The following is an 18,803-nucleotide window of genomic DNA, read 5'->3' as shown; positions in this document are numbered from 1 at the left end:
GGGGGAATGGATGAGGTACCAACACGCAAGAAGTTTGAAGTTATCAAAGAAATGTCTGCGGGGAATAGTTCTATTCAATTATTATGTCAGATAGCTAGAGTATCTAAAAGTGGTTATTACAAGTGGCTAAAAAGACAAAAAACGCCTTCTGAAAAGCAGTTAAAGGACGAGAGTATGAAAAAAAGAATCATGGAGTGTCATAAAAAACATAGGGGGATTTACGGATACCGGAGAGTACAGATATGGTTGAAAAAAACATATGGATTACATATTAACCACAAACGTATTCAACGCCTTATGAATAAATTGGGGATCCGGGCAGTCATCCGAAAGAAGAAACCATATTACGGAAAGAAGGAAGCATATGTCATGTCAGACAACCATCTGAACAGAGATTTTACGGCTTCCGCGCCTAATCAAAAATGGGTAACGGATATTACCTATTTAATGTTTAACGGTCAAAAACTGTATTTGTCCGCCATTAAAGACTTGTACAATAATGAAATTGTTGCTTACCAAGTCAGTCGAAGGAATGATTTGAAGCTTGTGGTAGACACCCTTAAGAAGGCAAAGAAAAAACGGAATGTAAAGGGAGTTCTCCTGCATAGCGATCAGGGGTTCCAATATACATCCCGCTTATATAACAACCTAATTAAAAAATATCAGATGAAAGCCAGTATGTCCAGAAAAGGTAACTGCTGGGACAATGCATGTATGGAAAATTTCTTTAGCCACTTTAAAACGGAATGCATTTACTTATATTCGTTCAAAACAGCTGAAGCAGTTAAGGACGCTGTATGTAAATACATTCGTTTCTACAACCATCAACGGTTCCAAAAGAAATTAAACAACCTGAGCCCCTATCAATACAGGACTCAGGCTGCCTAGTACCTTTTTAAAAGCTGTCTACTTGACAGGGGTCACTCCAATATGGGGGCTCCCTTTTATTAGTAAACGAGATCAAAAAACTCTTCTTTTTCAATGTTTCCGAAATAATGCCGAATATCAACGCCCTCGAGCGCCTCTTCAATCGCTTTTCTTTCATATTGGACGCCTGACAGCTTATCTTCGATGTCGCTGACATCGCCGACGCCGAAAAAGTCGCCGAAAATTTTGCATTCCTGAATGATGCCTTTATGAACCTCAAGGCGAATATCGATTGACCCGGCAGGAAACCGTTTTGAGTGCTGGAGGTTGAATTTCGGAGACTTTCCGTAATTCCAATCCCAGTTTTGATAGCGTTCTTTAGAGATTTGATTGATGATTTTCCAATCGTCATCAGTCAGCTTGTATTCTGGAATGTCTCCTTCGGTATCGAAAATATATTTGAGAAGCAGGCTGCGGAATTCCCCGGTCGTCATTTTTTGATCGAGAAATTCGCTGATGTTCGCCACACGGCTTCTAATGGACTTAATCCCTTTTGATTCGATTTTATCTTTTTTTACTTTCAATGCCGATACGACATGGTCGATTTCAGAATCAAACAGCAGCGTGCCGTGGCTGAACATCCGCCCTCTTGTCGAAAACTGGGCGTTCCCCGAAATTTTCCGGCCGTTCGCCATCAGATCATTCCGCCCGCTCAGCTCGGCGTCGATCCCGAGGCGCTTTAACGCGGCAACGACGGGTTCAGTAAACTTTTTAAAGTTATGAAAACTGTTGCCGTCATCTTTTGTAATAAAGCTGAAATTCAAGTTTCCGAGATCGTGGTAGACGGCTCCGCCTCCGGAAAGCCGGCGGACGACAATGATTCCGTTTTCATCGACATATTTCGTATTGATTTCTTCAATCGTATTTTGGTTTTTGCCGATGATGATCGACGGCTGGTTGATGTAAAACAGCAAATACGTCTGTTCAGGATCAAGGTGCTTCAAGCAGTACTCCTCGATCGCCAGGTTGATCCTCGGATCTGTAATGTTTTGATTATCGATAAACAGCATGTTCGTTCCTCCTTTTAGTCTCCCCACACATAACCCGTCTCCGCCAGGTCAACCGGGCCGCTATAAACGGTTTTCGCTTCCTCTATCAATTGCTGATGATCCCCGAAGTGCGGCAGGTGTATCAAAAGAAGCCTTCCTGCTCCGGACTTTTCGGCGATTCTGCCCGCTTCATGGCTGTTCATATGCCCTGCCTTCGCTCCGTCTTGGCCTGCATAAAAATTGCACTCGCTCATCAGCAAATCGGCGCCTTCTGAAAAAGGGATGAACGATTCCTGAAAGCTTGAATCTGCCGTATAAACGGCTGTATGTTCGCCGTCTGTGATGCGCATCGCAAAACAGTCGACCGGATGAACGGTCTTTAAAAAAGTGAACGTAAACGGGCCGAGCTTAAGCGGCGCTTTCGGGTCATACGCGAACCCCGCGGTATGCGTTTTATATGTAAGCTTCGAAAATTGTTCTTCATCAAACAGATGTCCATAAATCGGAAGCGCGTCTGCCCCTTTTCCGAGATATGAACCGACAAGCTTGGCAAATTGCAAAGGGCCGACATCCGCAATATGGTCATGATGATAATGGGATAAAACAACGGCATTCAGCTTCTCAACCGGCAAATACTGCTGGAGTTTTGATAAAACTGCGCTGCCGCAGTCGACAAGCACCGAATAATCCCCGGATTGAAACAAGTATCCGGACGTCGCTTCGTTTGCAGCCGGAAATCCGCCATAACAGCCTATTACAGTGATCTTCATCGTCATTCACCTCATGTGTGTGGCTATCGTCCCCCTATACAATATACCCATTTTTCTTAAACATTGCATGTTTTATGTTTTTGTCATAAAACAGACATTGACCTTTTTACATCTGTTATAATACAATGTTAACAATTAAAGGAATGGGGGATGTGCGATGCTCGGAAAAATCACGGAATTTTTCAGAAATCTGCCTGCCAAAAAATGCACGGAATGCGGCCGCGAGATCGAAGAGCAGCATGAATGCTACGGAAATACGTGCTGCAATTGCCTGAAGCTGAAAGATCTTTAATTCAAAAAAACGCTCCGGATAAGGTTTGAACTCCGGAGCGTTTTTTTGTCACAAAAGTTAGGCAAAAAGAGATTCATTTTTGCCAAATAGGATTATTTTGATTATAATTATCTAGATGAAATAGGCATAAACACCCCGTTCCCGGCACTTCCGAACCCCTGTCAACATGAGCAATATACCATTTCTGAAAATTCAGACAGTTTAAAACCAAATTTTTTTTATAGACGAGATCCTTTTTTTTCGGATATACTGGATGTAATCGTGTCATTATTTAATATTTTTATATAATGAAAAAACTTACGTTGGGAGGGCATCTATGAAGAAGAAATTTAAATTCGGATTAGCAGCTCAAATTTTCCTCGGGCTCATTTTAGGTGTCGCAGTCGGCGCCATCTGGTTTGGCAATCCTGCCATAGAAACCTATCTTAAGCCGGTGGGAGATTTATTTCTGAGATTAATTAAAATGATTGTGATTCCAATCGTCGTGTCAAGTCTAGTTGTCGGAGTCGCAGGAGCGGGGAGCGGCAAAAAAGTCGGCCGACTTGGATTTCGGACTATTCTCTATTTTGAGATTATTACAACTTTCGCGATTCTGCTCGGCCTTGTACTGGCAAACGTTTTCCAGCCTGGACACGGCGTTCATTATAGCAGCGGCGAAAAAACCGATATCAGCCAGTATGTTGAAACCGAAAAAGAGGCCAGCACCAAAACGGTCGCAGAGACGTTTCTTCACATTGTGCCGACAAACTTCTTCCAATCTCTAGCTGAAGGCGATTTACTTGCAATTATCTGCTTTACCGTGTTTTTCGCACTTGGAATTTCAGCGATTGGCGAAAAAGGAAAACCTGTGCTTGCGTTTTTTGAGGCCACTTCACAGGCGATGTTCCATGTCGTCAACCTTGTCATGAAATTCGCTCCGTTCGGCGTTTTCGCCTTGATCGGGGTAACCGTTTCCAAATTTGGTTTTGGTTCACTGGTGTCATTAGGAAAACTTGTCATTTTGGTTTATGCCGCCCTTGCCGTTTTCCTGATCATCGTTTTCGGCATCGTCGGAAAAATGGCCGGCATCAATATATTTAAATTCTTAGCCTATATGAAAGATGAATTATTGCTAGCTTATAGTACATCAAGCTCCGAAACGGTTCTTCCCCGTGTCATGGAGAAGATGGAAAAGATCGGTTGTCCAAAGGGCATTGTCTCATTTGTCATCCCGATCGGCTATACCTTTAACCTCGACGGGTCTGTTCTGTATCAGGCGATTGCTGCATTGTTTTTGGCTCAAGCCTCCGGGATCGATCTCTCGATTGGCCAGCAGATTACGCTGGTGCTCGTACTGATGGTAACTTCAAAAGGAATGGCTGCTGTGCCTGGCACATCGTTTGTCGTGTTGCTTGCGACATTGGGCACGATCGGCGTGCCTGCTGAAGGACTAGCCTTCATTGCCGGGGTCGACCGGATTATGGATATGGCCCGCACAGTCGTCAACCTGACAGGAAACGCCCTTGCGGCTGTTGTCATGTCAAAATGGGAAGGCGAATACGATGCGCAAAAAGGCGAAGCCGTATTGAACAACCGCGAGCCGATTGATATGAAAATGTCCGGCTGACCGCCGAACAGCAAATAAAAACGCACGTTGTCCGTTAGCGGAAACGTGCGTTTTTTCTTTTGAAAAATATACAGTTTGACCAATCAACCTGTCCAAGCAATCTCCCCCTGCCGACATACGATGTATTGTAGCTACATTAAGATAGAAACAGGAGGGAAGTTCTATGTGTTATTACCATGATTTCCACAAAAAAGATCATGACTGCAAAAAATACTACTACTATTACTACTACTACTATCCTTGCTATAAGAAGCATGATTATTACTATGATCATAAAAAGTATGATTACTACTACGATTGCAAGAAACATTATGATTATTGGTAAATAGAACATTTAAAACTGAAAGCTTCCACATTTCTTTGCCCGAAAGGATCTGGAGTCCTTTCGGGCTTTTTTCATATGGAGCACCGGCGTCACGCCATGTCAGACTGGACATAGCGGTACAGAAGCTCGGCCGTATGCTCCAATGATGTTTGGTGCGTCCTTTCAAATGCGTGTGAAGCGTCAATTCCCGGACCGATCAAGCCGTGGACGATATCATGCCCCGCTTTTATGGCCGCCGAAGCGTCAGACCCATAATACGGGTAAATATCGAGCTTGTAACGAATGCCGTGCTTTTCGCACAGCTCGACAAGCCGTTTTCTGAGGCCGTAATGATAAGGGCCGCTCGAATCTTTCACACAGATCGATACCGTATATTCATCAGACGATTGCCCATCGCCAATCGCTCCCATGTCAACAGCCAAATATTCGGCAGTTTCGGGCGGAATATTCGAATTGCCGCCGTATCCGATTTCTTCGTTATTGGAAATCAAAAAATGAGTCGTGTACGGCAGGCTGATTTCTTCCCTTTTGATCTGTCTGATCAGCTGGAGCAAAAGGGCGACGCTTGCTTTATCATCGAGATGGCGCGATTTGATAAATCCGCTCGGCGTGATTTCGACCCGCGGATCAAAGGAAATGAAATCACCGACATTGATCCCGAGCGCCCTCGTGTCCTCTGCATGATGAACCGGTTCATCGATGCGGACCTCCATGTTTTTCTGGCTGCGTTCGGCTTTTCCCGCGTCTTTATAAACGTGAACGGACGTTTGATGCATTAAAATCGTCCCCGTATAAACCTTGCCTGAGGACGTTTCGATCCGGCAATATTCGCCTTCGATTGAGTTGTATCGAAAACCGCCGATTAAATCGATTTTCAGCCTTCCGTCCGGTTTGATTTCCTTCACCATCGCGCCGAGTGTATCGACGTGAGCGGTCAACATCCTGTGCTTCGACTCGTCGCGCCCCGGAATCGTGGCGATCAGCCCTCCTTTACGGTTGAACCTTGTTTCGACTCCCTGTTCCTGCAGAAGCTGATGAATATACTCTATGATCTGATATGTATTTCCGGTCGGGCTCGGAATTGAGACGAGCTCTTTAATAAGCTGCATCGTTTCCTGAACAGATGACATTTTTATTCCTCCCTTTACGTTATTTATATAGTATACATTACTCAAAAGAATTAAAAAAATTAGTACCAGATACTAATACTTGGTGTTATAATATAAAAAAAAGGAGAGTGAGCATCATGGATACCTTATCAAAAGCGCGTATATCAGCCATCGGGGCTTATGTTCCGGAAAAGCGGCTGACGAACGAAGATTTAGAAAAAATCGTCGATACCTCTGACGAATGGATCGTTCAGCGGACAGGCATGAAAGAAAGACGGCTGACTTCCGAACAGGAATTTACTTCAGACCTTTGCATTAAAGCTGTAGAAAATTTGCAAAACAGATACCCCGGCGCATTGGACGGCCTTGATATGATCATTGTTTCAACGACGACGGCCGACTATGCTTTTCCGAGCACAGCGTGCCAAATTCAGGACCATTTCGGATGGGCTGACATCGGAGCGTTCGATTTAAATGCAACATGCGCCGGATTAACATATGGCCTCCATGCGGCAAACGGACTGATCACTTCAGGACTGCACCGGAAAATTCTCGTGGTCGCCGGGGAGTCGTTATCGAAAGTGACGGATTATACAGACCGCACATCGTGTGTATTGTTCGGCGACGGGGCAGGCGCCTTGCTTGTCGAGCGCGATGACTCGTCCCCAAGCTTTATCACGTTCGTCCAGGGCACAAAAGGAGACGGCGCCCGCCATTTGTACAGAACGGGTTTGCGAACCGATTTAAAGGGGGAAGAGCTTGCCGGCGCGGGAAAAATGGTTCAAAACGGGCGCGAAGTATACAAATGGGCGGCCAGGTCCATTCCCGAAGGAATTAAACTGTTGCTTGAACAGGCGCAAATGGAGCTCGAAGACATCGATTGGTTCGTCCCTCACAGCGCCAATATGAGAATGATCGAATCGATTTGTGAAAAAGCGGGAATTCCGGTCGAAAAAGCGCTGACAAGTGTCGAATGGTTCGGCAATACGTCATCGGCTTCGATCGTTCTCGCGCTCAATGAAGCCGTTAAACAAGACAAGTTAAAAGAAGGAGATACACTGATTCTTTACGGCTTTGGCGGAGGTTTTACATATACGGGGCTGCTCATAAAATGGGGCGTTTCCGCTTACTGAAAGTGAACCCTTTAAAAGAAAAACACCTTTATCGTCGATAAAGGTGTTTTTTCGATCAGGCAGGCTGCTCCTCTATTTTCTCTTTTCTCAGCAGCCTCCAGAAATAAAGGATAGTCAACGCCATCATGGCGACGGCTATTCCCCCGAGAATCGCCGCTTGCTCCCACATGAAAGCATAATCTCCGCTGGAAATAATCGCTCTGTAGCCTGCGATGCTGTACGTCATCGGCAGAGCGGAGTGGATGATTTGGAAGAACCTTGGCACAAGCGCCAGCGGGAACGTTCCTCCGCTTCCTCCGAGCTGAAGCACAAGCAGGATCACGGCGATGAAGCGTCCCGGATTGCCCATTGTTGCCGCAAGGAACTGAATGATCGCAAGGCATGTGATGCTCATGATGACGCTGAACAGATAGAATCTCCAGACGCTTTGCACGTCAAGGCCGATGCCGAAGAGAATAACCGTGCATGCGATCACAGCCTGAAGAATGCCGACCGGCAAGAGAACGCTGAATTTGCTGAAGAACCATCCAAATGCAGTTTCAGGCCGGCTTGCCGGCTCTTTGACGTCAAACACTACGGTGATCATCAGCGCACCGACGAATAATCCGAGCGATAGAATGTACGGCGTTAAACCCGTTCCGTAATTTGAGACCTCTGTGATTTTATCGCCTTTGACTTTGACAGGATCAGAGAACATGTTGTAATTTTGTTCACCGGCTTGAATGCCGCCCGTCTGATCAGCCGCGTCGGCCAGCTTGCTTGACAGCTTACTGCTGCCCTCAGTGATCTTTCCTAAGCCTTCATCAAGCGTTTTTGCCCCTTCTGCCAGCTTGGAAGAAGCGTCTTTTAACTTCCCTGAAGCATCCTGCAATTGGCCGAACTTCTCTGTCAATGTCTGGCTTCCTTCAGCGATTTTGGAAGATCCGCTTCTCGCTTCGGCGAATTTTTCGTTATAAGCCGCCTGTCCTTTCGCCAGACTGTCGAGTCCGTTTTGAATTTTTTCAGAGCCTTTATAAAGCTTATTGACCGAGCCGGGGAGCTGTTTTAAATCGTTAAGCTTCTGTTTGATGCCCGAAAGGTCAGGAAGCTTGCTCATATCCGGAATCTGGGCTTTGAGGCGGTCAAGTTCCGGCAGTTTGACTTCGTCCATCTTTTGATCAACCTGCTTTGACAGCGCCGCTTTTTGTTCATCCGTCAAAATCTTGCTGGATTCAATGATTTGCTTCACTTGACTGTTCTGATGTTTCAAGGCGCTTTCAAGCTTTGTGATGTCATCAGAAATCCGGCTGATTTCTTTTTTCGCCTGCTCTGCGTTTGAAAGCGCGGTTTCAAGCTGTGCAATTTTCTCTGACGAAATCGCGTCTTCGAATTTGGTTATCGTTTGGGCTTCTTCATTCAATTGACTCAATCCAGCCACAATCTGCGGCATTCCTTCTTGCAGCTGTTTGGCTCCGCTGTACAGCTGGCCGCTCTTTTCCTGAAATTGTCCGAGTGCCGAATCAAGGTCATGGATTTTTTCATTCAACGTGTTGAATGCCGTGCCGAACTGGCCCATTTTGTTATTGAAAGTGATTTGGCTTTTTGCCAATTTTTCAAGGTTGTCTTTGAGCGTTTTGCTTCCGTTTTTCGCATCTTTTAAGCTTTCATTCAGCTTTTCCGCGCCTGAGCTTGCTTCGCCGAGCCCTTTCGCGATTTTTCCGAAGTTGTCAAAGATCACTTCCGCATACTGTTCGCTGATTTCCGAGCCGACCGAATGCTGGAGCTGCTCAATGGCTTTATCGCTGATTTGGGCGCCGACGTAATTTCGTCCGGCATTTGTATGATAAATGAGATTCAGCTTTTTCGGATGCTTATTCATGACCGTGCTGGCATCTTTGGAAAAATCCCCGGGAATTTCAACGACCATGTAATATTCTTCGTTTTCCAAGCCTCTCAACGCTTTTTCTTTCGTTGTAAAATGCCAGTCAAATTTTTTATTATCCTTCAGCTCTTTGATAAGGTCATCGCCTATGTGAAGGTCCTTCCCCTCATACGTCGCCCCCTTGTCAGAATTGACGACGGCTACGGGAAGCTGGTCGACATGTCCGTAGGGGTCCCAGTATGCCGCCAGAAATATGCTGCTGTAAATCAGCGGAATAAAGAGTACACCGATCACGGAAATCAGCAGCTTTTTATTGGTTATCAGTTCTCTCCACTGGTGTCGTAGTACATTCATCGTTGATACGCCTCCTAATTGATGACCGCTTTCTCTATATTGGCCGCACCCCTTAAAAAAAGAAAGGACGATCTAATGGGACAATCCTTTTACAATATACAGCTTAAGCGTTTCTGCTATTTCTTCTTTCTTTAATGGTTCATGGTGTTTTTCCCAATCAAAGATAAGCGCAATATACAGCTTAAAAATGACAAATGCATTGAGTTCAGGGTTACACGGTTTAATATCGCCATTTTTAATCGCTTCTTTAATTTTTTTCTCGATGTAACTGATGATCATGCGCTCGAACTTTTCAATGACTTCCCTTACGGCATGTGTGCCCAGTTCTGCGCCTTCCTGAAAAATTTTGATCGTCAGCTGGTGCCTTTTTCTGTACTCCAATATGGCGATCAGCGCACGATGTGCATTTTCGTGGAACGGCAGGTCTGGATCAATCGCATTGTCAGCCGTTTGTTTCATTTCCATTAACAGCGAAGAAATGATTTCGTCAAATAATTCTTCTTTGTTTTTGAAAAAGGTATAAATCGTCCCTTTTCCGACATTTGCGAGCTTTGCCACAAGATCCATTGTCGTCGCTTTGTATCCGAATTGCGTAAACGATTTTGTGGCCGCATCAATGATCAGTGCTTTCCGATCGATGGTCATGTTTTCTCACCCCAAAAATGACTATTTGAACATTTCGGTCATTAAGTACAGAATGTAATTTAACATATCCAAATGTAAAATGCAATGATTTAAATTATATTTTTTCCATTTTCAGACTCCGATTATGTGAAGCCGCAATATAAGCCAAAATAAAAAAGCCGCCGTTTTGATTGGCAGCTTTTTGCGTTTTTTATTCAAATAAATGGGCAAGCACGTCCTTTACGGCCTGTTTGCCTTGGTCGATGCAATCCGGGATTCCGACGCCTTCGAAAGAAGCGCCCGTCACAAAAATGCCGGGATATGACGCTTGAAGGCCTTCTCTTACTTCTTTGATTCGTTTTTTGTGGCCGACGTGATACTGCGGCATGGCTTCGTTCCATCTCGTGATACAGGTCATTTCCGGCTCGCCTTCGATTTTCATGATCCGCTTCAAGTCCTCGAGCACAATTCTGACCATTTCATTGTCAGACTGCTCGACGACGGATTCATCCCCCGCTTTTCCGACATATGCCCTAAGCAGAACTTTGCCTTCCGGCGTCGTATGGGGCCATTTTTTGTTCGTCCACGTGCAGGCGGTAATGGAAAAATCGCTGTTTCTTGAGATCACAAAACCCGTGCCTTCATGCTCCATTTTAACGGCATCCTCAGGAAAGCCGAGCGCTACATTGGCGACAGACGTTGAGACCATCTCCCGCATGCCTTTAAGCCAATCCTCGTCTGGAAACATCGCCGAAATCGCTTTATGAGGAGCCGCGATGACGGCAGCATCGGCATGAAGAACAATGCCGTTGTCAAGCTTGAAGCTGTAATGCTGACCGCGTTCAATGCCGACGGCCTTGGTGCCTTTGTAGATTTTCGTCAGCTCGAGCTGTTTTTCCAGCTCTTCGACAATCGTCTGCAGGCCGGTTTTCAGCGTCTGAAACTGTCCTTTCTTTTTCACGGGCGCCGCTTGCTTGCTTTTATTGCCGGCCGATTTCTTCATTCCGAGAATGAGGCTTCTATGCTTCTGCTCGGTTTGATAAAACTGCGGGAACGTCGACATCAGGCTGAGGCGGTCGATATCTCCGGCATAAATGCCTGACAGGAGCGGCTCAATCAGGTTTTCAACCACTTCGCTGCCGACGCGCCTTCTGAAAAACTCGCCAAGCGACTGATCGTCCTGCGGTTTGCTGGCCGGCAGCACCAAGTCCATCCCTGCCCTCAGTTTTCCCTGCAAGGAAAACAGCCCGGTCGTCAAAAAAGGGCCGACTTTTGTCGGAACGCCCATGACAGCCCCTTCGGGAATCGGATAGAGCGTTTCATTTACGAGAACATAAGACTGGCCTATCGCATTGTTCACAAGCAGATGCCCCAGCCCCAGATCCTTGACAAGCTGAGGAGCGCTCTGTTTTCGTTCCAAAAACGAGTCCGGTCCCTTCTCAACGATATAGCCGTCTTTATGAACGGTCTGGATCTTTCCGCCTAGTCTCGGGCTCGCTTCAACAAGCGTCACTTCGGCGGGGAGACCGTTCTTCTTGATTTCCCTCTCCAAGTAGAAGGCGGCGGCCAATCCGGTGATCCCGCCGCCGATAATGACAATCTGCTTACGTTCTCCACTCATATAAAATCGCCTTCTTTACTGTTCTTTCTCCAATCGTTTTAATACGACGGACGCCAAAGCATCGATAAACTGCGGTTTCGCATTCGGCATGTCCGGTCTGTAGTAGCTTGCTCCGACATCATCTGTTACGACTCGGCATTCATAGTCATTATCATACAGCACTTCCAAATGGTCGGCTACGAAGCCGACAGGAACGTAAACAAAGGCTTTGTAGCCTTTTTGTTCTGATAAGTCCCGCGTCAGATCCTGTACGTCGGGTCCCAGCCAAGGATCAGGCGTGTTCCCTTCGCTTTGCCAGCCGACGGCATACTCTTTTACCCCGGCTTCTTCGGCGATCAGCCTCGCTGATTCCTCAAGCTGCTCAGGATACGGATCCCCCATGCTGACGATCTTTTCGGGAAGGCTGTGCGCCGAAACGATCAGCACGGCTTTTTCGCGCTCTTCCGGCGGCATTCCGGCATACGTCTTTTTAATCTGATCGGCCCAATACGAAATAAATTTCGGTTCATCATACCAGCTGTTAATGGATGTGATCTTTAAGCCGGCTTTTTCGGCTTCCGTATTCGCCCGTTTGTTATACGACTGAACGCTGAACGTCGAAAAGTGCGGCGCCAGCACAAGGCTGACCGCTTCCGTTATACCGTCGTTGTGCATCTGTTGGACGGCATCCTCAATAAAAGGCTCGATATGCTTCAAGCCGATGTATGCTTTAAAGGTAACGTCATCCTGCAGTTCGTTTAAGCGCTTTTCGAGCTGCTCCGCCTGCTCCACGGTAATTTTTGCAAGAGGGGATATTCCGCCGATCGCTTTATAGCGGTCTTTTAAATCCTGAAGCATGTCAGGCTCCGGCTTTCTGCCTCTTCTGATATGCGTGTAATACCGTTCGATATCCTCTTCCTTGTACGGCGTTCCGTACGCCATCACAAGAAGCCCCATTTTCTTTTTACCCAACATGAACACCTCTTTAAAGATCTAGATCTATACGTATTTTGACAGTTTATATCGAAAACACCAACTGAAATGCTCATGGAATCAGGCTCGATTTTTTTGAGGCGGAATACTCATGAACAAATGCCGTCAATTTTTTCAGCGTTTCAGGGCTGACTTCCGGAAAGATGCCGTGGCCGAGGTTAAAAATAAACCGGTCCGTCTGCATTCCCTCATCGAGTATTTTTTTCGTCCTCTCCTCGATGACTTCCCAAGGCGCAAGCAATATTGACGGGTCGAGATTTCCCTGAAGGGTCTTGGTCAGGCCTTTTTCCCGGGCCTCCTTTATGCTCATCCGCCAGTCGAGTCCGACGACATCGAGGGAAAGATCGTGCCAGTCGCGGACGAGATGGCTCGCGCCCACCCCGAACATGATCAGCGGCACGCCTTCTTTTTTGAGCTCTGTAAACAGTCCATCCATCGCCGGCTTGATATAGCGGCGGTAATCATCGGCGCTGAGCGCTCCGACCCATGAATCAAACACCTGGATCGCTTGTGCACCGGCTTTGATTTGGGCTTTTACGTATACGGCCGCCATCCGGGCAAGCTTCTCCATCAGCTTGCTCCATGCGTCAGGCTGACTGTACATAAACGCTTTCGTTTTATTGTAGTTTTTCGACGGTCCGCCTTCTATCATATAGCTTGCCAATGTAAACGGAGCTCCTGTAAAGCCGATCAGCGGCACGTTAAGCTGCTCCTCCGTCAGCAGCTTAATCGTCTCAAGCACATATGGAATATGCTCTTCCGGCTCAAGCTCGCCGAGCGCTTCGATGTCTTTTGCCGAGGCGATCGGATTGTCGATGACAGGACCGATTCCGTTTTTGATTTCGACATTTACGCCAATTCCCGGAAGCGGTGTCATAATATCCTTATAAAGAATGGCCGCGTCCACCCCGTACTGTTCGACGGGCAGCCTTGTCACATAAGCGCACAGTTCAGGCTGATGGGTAATTTCAAACAATCCGTATTTCTCTTTGAGCGCCCTGTACTCCGGCTGCGACCTGCCGGCCTGCCTCATGTACCATACAGGTACATGGGCGCTTTTTTCTCCGCGGCATGCTTTTAAAAAAGCATCATTAAAAGCCTTGTCGTTTTTCACAATGATTTCCACCTTTCAGACTGCAACCATACGTTCGCAAAATTACTCCTTCAAATATACCGTTTTTTTTACCAACGGTATACTCATGAGACTTAATGTTCAAGAAATTGATGAATTTCGGGCAGCTAATGACCTGAAGGGAAGACTTTTGGCTCAATAAAGTCTGTTCCGTTCCCCTCCTCTTTCGTCTGCGGATTATACGGAACAATCCTGTAGGACGCGTCAGAAAAGAGATTTGCATACGGAATGTCATAGCTTCCTTTCCCCTTGACGGTGTCAACCAGCCTTTCTTTTCCGTTTTTCTTTTCATATATTCTGTATTCGGCCCGTTTATCCTCTTGCTCATGCCATTTTAATGATACCGTAATCAAACCCATCGGCGTGAAGGAATAACCGGCCTCTGCGCTCTCCAAATCTTCGAGATGGATCGGCCTGTCCAGATCCTTGACTCCTTCAGGCTTATTAAAGGTAGCCGGCTTTTGATTGGAACGCTTTAAAATATCCTTATAAAGCCTTGTCGGATACGAGCTTCCGCCTGTTAAATAGTGCTTTTCATCGGTTTTATCATAGCCCATCCAGACGGCCCCGGTAACTTTAGGGGTATAGCCTGCAAACCATGCGTCATTTGTTGCTCCCTCTTTTCCGGTATACGTCGTCGAGCCTGTCTTCCCGGCTATTTCTCCGGAAAATTCGCCCGCTTTGCCCGTTCCGCTCCTGACAACCTCTTGAAGCATTCTCGTCATATACCAGGCCGTTTGCCTGCTGAACACCTTTTCAGGCTTCTTATTATGGCGGTATAAAACGTTCCCGCTTTCATCACGAATCTTTTGGATGAAGTAAGGCTTCTCATACTCTCCCATATTGGCGAACGTCCGATAGGCGCCTGCCACTTCAAGCGGCGACACCCCTTGCTGCAGCCCGCCGAGCCCGAGTGCGAGGCCTTCATCCGGGATGTTCATCCCCAAACGGCTTAAATAAGGCTTGACGGTTTCAATGCCGGTCTCGTGCAATGTCCATACAGCGGGCGCGTTTTTGCTGTATGTCAGAGCATCGACCATCGACACCTTTCCTTCATAATGCCCGTCATAATTTTTAGGTGAATAGCCGTCATATGAAAGCTGCTTATCCTCAAGCAGCGAGTAGGGCTTGAAGAGCTTTTCTTCAAGAGCCGGCCCGTAGACGGCAAGCGGCTTAAACGTCGAACCCGGCTGCCTTGAAGCAACCGCCCTGTTATACCCTTTTGACACATAATTCCTGCCTCCGATCGCCGCGATCACGCCGCCTGTCTTGTTGTCGATAAACACGGCGCTCCCTTCGGCTTTATCGTCTGTACCCGGAAAATAGCCGTCCTGTTTCATCAAGGTGTAGGCGGCTTTTTGGACGGAGGGGTCAAGCGGAACGGTAATCGTGTAACCGCCCCGGAGAAGCTGGTCGCCTGAAATCGAATATCGGTCTTCCGCTTCTTTTATGACAAGGTCGATATAGCTGGCAAGCCAAGGATGTTTTGACGTTTCTTTGACGTGCAGCCCCAATGTGCTCCCTTGAGCCCTGACCGTTTCCTTCGAGCTGATATATCCCTGTTCGTTCATCATGCCGAGGATGACGTTGCGCCGCTCTCTCGATTTTTCCGGATGAAGAATCGGAGAATACGTTGTCGGCGCCTTCGGGAGCGAAGCGAGAACCGCTCCCTCGCTGACCGTTAAATCCTTTACGTCTTTATCAAAAAAATAATTGGCCGCTGCCTGAATGCCATAGACGCCGTGTCCGAAGTAAAGCTGGTTCAGGTACATTTCCAGCAGCTTGTCCTTGCTGTAGTCCCGCTCCAAATTAATGGCGATAATGACTTCTTTCGTTTTTCTTAAAAATGTTTTGTCATTCGTCAAAAAGATGTTTTTCGCGAGCTGCTGGGTAATCGTGCTTCCCCCTTCGACTTTGCTCCCCGCTAAAATATCTCTGTACACAGCCCGGCTCACCGATTTTAAATCGATGCCGTGATGTTCATAGAAGCGCTTGTCTTCAACGGCAATAAACGCATGTTTGACATCGTCCGGCACTTCATCAATCGAGACGGGCCTCCGGTTTTCCGTATACAGGCTTGCAATTTCCTCCCCGTTTTGGTCAACGATCTTTGAAGAAGCGTTGAAAATCAACTTTTTTTCGTCGATGACATAGTCGCCGAGAAATATAATCGTAATATATGCAAGTAAAGCAAAAAGGACAATTGCTGCAATAATGATGATTGGAATGAAAAATCTCTTTCTCATCTATTCACCTCATTCCTTTCTATAGCTAGTATGGGAATTTTTTCTTCAAATTATGTTTTTCAACGTTCGAGCATATGATCGAATAGAATTTTAAATTGTCCTTTTGTTATACTATCAAAAAAGGGGTGAGAAAAAGTGAATTTTTACATTACATACGGAACGCTCGATTTTTTAAAAAAGATTGCCCGGCAGCATGATCTTGAAAACATGCTCTTTATGAAAGGACCGGATTCTGCGGTTCTTTTCCACGAAACTGACGGGAAAAGCGTCTTTCAGGCGCCGCACAGCTACGAGGTCATCGATCAGTCCGGAACATTGGAACAGACCGGTTTTGCCGTTCTTAACAATATCCCTGTCACGCAAGAAGGCCGGCCGCTGTTTGAAACCCGGTTTAAAAACAGAGCCGGAAAAATCGAAAGCCAGCCAGGCTTTAAAGCGCTGAGAGTGCTCAGGCCGAAGGACAGCGATACGTACATCGTCTTGACGCTCTGGGAATCAGAGCAGGCGTTTCAGGACTGGAAAAATTCAACATCATTCAAAGAGGCCCACGACAAACCGCAATCTTCCGCAGGAATCAACCAAAAAGGCACGATCTTTTCCCGTCCGTCCTATATTTCTTCCTATTATTCCGTCGAATGACTGCCTTATCGTCAAAAGCGGTCTAGTTTTAGGGAAGCCGAGCATCGCAGCCGACTTTCACAGGATGTGGCGACGGCGGCGTTCAGCATGACACCTGAGCAATTAGCCGCCATTCCTTGCTTAACATGAAAATCGGCGAGCAGGCCTGACAACGAGTGCGAGAGTTTGTCGACAGCCTTTATTTTCTATAATAAAGAGAAGGCGTAAAAAAATCGAAACTGCTGATTATCTTGTCTAAAAGGAGTATCCGCTTCGTTAAATTGTTCTGTATATTGATATTTTTCACATTGAAAAAGTTAAATCAAAACATTGGTCAACCCTCGCTTGAACAGGCTGGTTTATTTCTATATGGCAGATAGCATCCGTTTAATAAAAATGTGGATTGCAGATGTTTTTCTCTGATGGAATTTCCAAAAATAAAAAACTTGCAGAAAAAAACATATTTTTCTCTACAAGCTGAATTTGCTTCTCCTTAATTTAATCACCATATTTTATTTGTTCATATCCTCTAATACAATTTCATTTAACCTGAAAAGAAATTCTTTATAATAATCCGGCTCATAATGTGCATAACTATTCCCAAATGGATGTTTATGATAACCAATATATTTTGTCTTTCTCATATCAATGATTCTCACATTTGGCAAATGGTATAAGAAGCAGTTCTCAAGCTTATCCCAAATATAATTGTTTCTTTTAATTTCCTTGTGGGGAAACTCAACAATTTTGTTATTAGCGTCTTTATACTTTGTAGTTAAACGCCCCCGGTTCAGGATGATTTTATCTTCAGGGATAATTGACAACAATTTTTCGATGAACTTTTCTAAGCTCTTTTCCCAAAGGTCGAAGTACTCATTAGCATCAGAACTAGAAATCACTTTTTTCCCTTTTAATTTTTTATAAAAAGCAGTCCGTGGAAGCAGATAGTTTAAAGTAATATAAGAGCTATCATTAATCTCAATCACTTCTCTACACGCGTCTACATAAAGATCAATAATTAAGTAATCCGGTTTGGTGTCTTTTAAATTTTCGAAAAAGCTCTTCTCAAAGTCTGATTTCAAATAATTAATATCAGATTCTTTCAACTCACTTTGTATAAAATCATCCTTGTTAAACTCAACAGGATCAGAAACAAGGCTAATAATATTTGAGTGAAATTGAGTATAAGCACATTTATATAACTTTTTATATCCCGGATTGAAATAGTCCATTGTATTAAACGCATTTCTGCTATAACAAGTACCAAGAACCGCGATATTCGTAACATTTTCATTGAATTGTCTATTAACATTAACCCAAATTGAATAGTTGCCAAAACCGTTTGTAAACAAAGCTGCTTTACTGGATACAATTTTGTCTTTATTCTTTGCGAATAAAGGTAAATCTATTTTTTCACCTGCTGTATTTTCACATCTAATAAACAAATCCAAAATGTCCTTTTCTTTAGCAAATTTCAAAGGAAACAGTCACATCAAAAAGATTCCCGCTCATTCCTATTCTCTTTTCAAATACTGTATAGTGTTCAAAGGCTGTTCCAACTTCTCTGCGTTGTTTACTTACAATACTATAATTGGAAAAATCATCGAAAGGAACTGTCCCTTTAATATTCAAATGATTTTTTATTTCAATTACAGAAGTGGCGGCAGCTTTTAACTCTTTTTGTTTTAGATGTAATGTTAAAGTTTCTTTTTCATTTATTAGCGGTTTAATTTGATAAAAACCATCTTTATTAAAAGGAACAGTTGTTGAATCAAGCGGTAAACTTTTTATGGTTACCGGAATAAAAATACTGCTGTGTTCATTTTCCACTTTCACAAAAAAATCCCATAACGCTTCCTCTAATTTATCAAGGAATACTTCATTGAGATCATGTTCAAATAAAAAAGAATTTATTTTTATATTGGCATCTATGGTCTCAATATAATGAAATATATCCTTGCACTCTCTTTTTCTGTAGCATAAAGTTAAATCAAATTTTCGGATATCTATGTCGTTTGATTTTATTGCTATCTCTCCGCTTATCTTTTCTTCTTTAATAGACATAGATTCTAAGGAGCATTCAACACTTACAGGTCTTACATACAGAGCCAATGTTTTAGAACCTTTCGTAACGTATGGTACAATTTTGAATAAATTATTCAAATCAAAGAAATAATAAAGAAATAATAGTGATATTGTCTTAATAGTGAGTTTGGAAAAGAAA

At 44.9% G+C, this 18,803-nt stretch carries 17 protein-coding genes; 6 read left to right on the top strand and 11 right to left on the bottom strand.

The window, feature by feature from the left end:
* Positions 1–6 precede the first annotated feature (6 nt).
* Complete coding sequence (locus NSQ39_RS21685) at positions 7–888, top strand: IS3 family transposase (protein WP_341017377.1); 882 nt, start codon at positions 7–9, stop codon at positions 886–888.
* A 59-nt stretch (positions 889–947) separates the two neighbouring features.
* On the opposite strand, the gene lplJ is transcribed toward NSQ39_RS21685, so the two are convergent.
* Positions 948–1,937: a lipoate--protein ligase LplJ gene (lplJ, locus tag NSQ39_RS21680; RefSeq protein WP_046128894.1), complete on the bottom strand. Its 990-nt coding sequence runs from the start codon at positions 1,935–1,937 to the stop codon at positions 948–950.
* A gap of 14 nt (positions 1,938–1,951) precedes the next feature.
* Positions 1,952–2,686, bottom strand: coding sequence for an MBL fold metallo-hydrolase (locus tag NSQ39_RS21675; RefSeq protein ID WP_175077164.1), 735 nt, complete (start codon positions 2,684–2,686; stop codon positions 1,952–1,954).
* A gap of 157 nt (positions 2,687–2,843) precedes the next feature.
* Between NSQ39_RS21675 and yhfH the strand changes: the two genes are divergently transcribed.
* From yhfH to NSQ39_RS21660, 3 genes are all read left to right on the top strand, one after another.
* Positions 2,844–2,978 (top strand): protein YhfH, encoded by a 135-nt coding sequence (gene yhfH, locus NSQ39_RS21670; RefSeq protein ID WP_065894221.1) that lies wholly within the window; start codon positions 2,844–2,846, stop codon positions 2,976–2,978.
* Between the two features lie 316 nt (positions 2,979–3,294).
* Positions 3,295–4,584: a cation:dicarboxylate symporter family transporter gene (locus tag NSQ39_RS21665; protein ID WP_341017373.1), complete on the top strand. Its 1,290-nt coding sequence runs from the start codon at positions 3,295–3,297 to the stop codon at positions 4,582–4,584.
* Positions 4,585–4,747: 163 nt separating this feature from the next.
* Positions 4,748–4,909 carry a hypothetical protein gene (locus tag NSQ39_RS21660; protein WP_341017371.1) on the top strand — a complete coding sequence of 54 codons (162 nt, stop codon included), beginning with the start codon at positions 4,748–4,750 and terminating at the stop codon, positions 4,907–4,909.
* Positions 4,910–4,998: 89 nt separating this feature from the next.
* Here the strand turns inward: NSQ39_RS21660 and NSQ39_RS21655 are convergent, their stop codons facing one another.
* Positions 4,999–6,039 (bottom strand): M42 family metallopeptidase, encoded by a 1,041-nt coding sequence (locus NSQ39_RS21655; RefSeq protein ID WP_341017370.1) that lies wholly within the window; start codon positions 6,037–6,039, stop codon positions 4,999–5,001.
* A 116-nt stretch (positions 6,040–6,155) separates the two neighbouring features.
* Here NSQ39_RS21655 and NSQ39_RS21650 point away from each other — a divergent pair, with 116 nt between their 5' ends.
* Positions 6,156–7,151, top strand: coding sequence for a ketoacyl-ACP synthase III (locus NSQ39_RS21650; protein ID WP_341017367.1), 996 nt, complete (start codon positions 6,156–6,158; stop codon positions 7,149–7,151).
* Between the two features lie 55 nt (positions 7,152–7,206).
* Here the strand turns inward: NSQ39_RS21650 and NSQ39_RS21645 are convergent, their stop codons facing one another.
* From NSQ39_RS21645 to NSQ39_RS21620, 6 genes are all read right to left on the bottom strand, one after another.
* A complete protein-coding gene (locus NSQ39_RS21645; protein WP_341017365.1) occupies positions 7,207–9,366 on the bottom strand; it encodes a YhgE/Pip domain-containing protein in 2,160 nt (719 codons plus the stop codon).
* A 72-nt stretch (positions 9,367–9,438) separates the two neighbouring features.
* Positions 9,439–10,011 carry a TetR/AcrR family transcriptional regulator gene (locus NSQ39_RS21640; protein WP_341017363.1) on the bottom strand — a complete coding sequence of 191 codons (573 nt, stop codon included), beginning with the start codon at positions 10,009–10,011 and terminating at the stop codon, positions 9,439–9,441.
* A gap of 190 nt (positions 10,012–10,201) precedes the next feature.
* On the bottom strand, positions 10,202–11,611 hold the full coding sequence (hemY, locus tag NSQ39_RS21635) for a protoporphyrinogen oxidase (RefSeq protein WP_341017361.1): 1,410 nt from the start codon (positions 11,609–11,611) through the stop codon (positions 10,202–10,204).
* Between the two features lie 15 nt (positions 11,612–11,626).
* Positions 11,627–12,562, bottom strand: coding sequence for a ferrochelatase (hemH, locus tag NSQ39_RS21630; protein ID WP_341017358.1), 936 nt, complete (start codon positions 12,560–12,562; stop codon positions 11,627–11,629).
* Positions 12,563–12,635: 73 nt separating this feature from the next.
* Complete coding sequence (hemE, locus tag NSQ39_RS21625; RefSeq protein ID WP_341017356.1) at positions 12,636–13,697, bottom strand: uroporphyrinogen decarboxylase; 1,062 nt, start codon at positions 13,695–13,697, stop codon at positions 12,636–12,638.
* A 125-nt stretch (positions 13,698–13,822) separates the two neighbouring features.
* Positions 13,823–15,961: a transglycosylase domain-containing protein gene (locus tag NSQ39_RS21620; RefSeq protein WP_341017352.1), complete on the bottom strand. Its 2,139-nt coding sequence runs from the start codon at positions 15,959–15,961 to the stop codon at positions 13,823–13,825.
* Positions 15,962–16,096: 135 nt separating this feature from the next.
* Here NSQ39_RS21620 and NSQ39_RS21615 point away from each other — a divergent pair, with 135 nt between their 5' ends.
* Entirely contained in the window at positions 16,097–16,600 is a 504-nt protein-coding gene (locus tag NSQ39_RS21615) for an antibiotic biosynthesis monooxygenase family protein (RefSeq protein WP_341017349.1), read from the top strand.
* 491 nt (positions 16,601–17,091) lie between these two features.
* On the opposite strand, the gene NSQ39_RS21610 is transcribed toward NSQ39_RS21615, so the two are convergent.
* The gene (locus tag NSQ39_RS21610; RefSeq protein WP_175077155.1) at positions 17,092–18,057 is read right to left on the bottom strand and encodes a DUF6270 domain-containing protein; all 966 of its coding nucleotides are present in this window, start codon (positions 18,055–18,057) and stop codon (positions 17,092–17,094) included.
* A complete protein-coding gene (locus tag NSQ39_RS21605; protein ID WP_216899311.1) occupies positions 18,044–18,691 on the bottom strand; it encodes a hypothetical protein in 648 nt (215 codons plus the stop codon). Before NSQ39_RS21605 ends, NSQ39_RS21610 begins: the two co-directional genes overlap by 14 nt.
* Between the last annotated feature and the right edge of the window lie 112 nt (positions 18,692–18,803).

Origin of the sequence: Bacillus sp. FSL W8-0848 (genome assembly GCF_038007805.1) — a bacterium.
GTDB classification, from domain to species: Bacteria; Bacillota; Bacilli; order Bacillales; family Bacillaceae; genus Bacillus; species Bacillus glycinifermentans.
The sequence above is the reverse complement of the archived record's forward strand: the minus strand, read 5'-3'. Positions and strand labels throughout refer to the sequence as shown.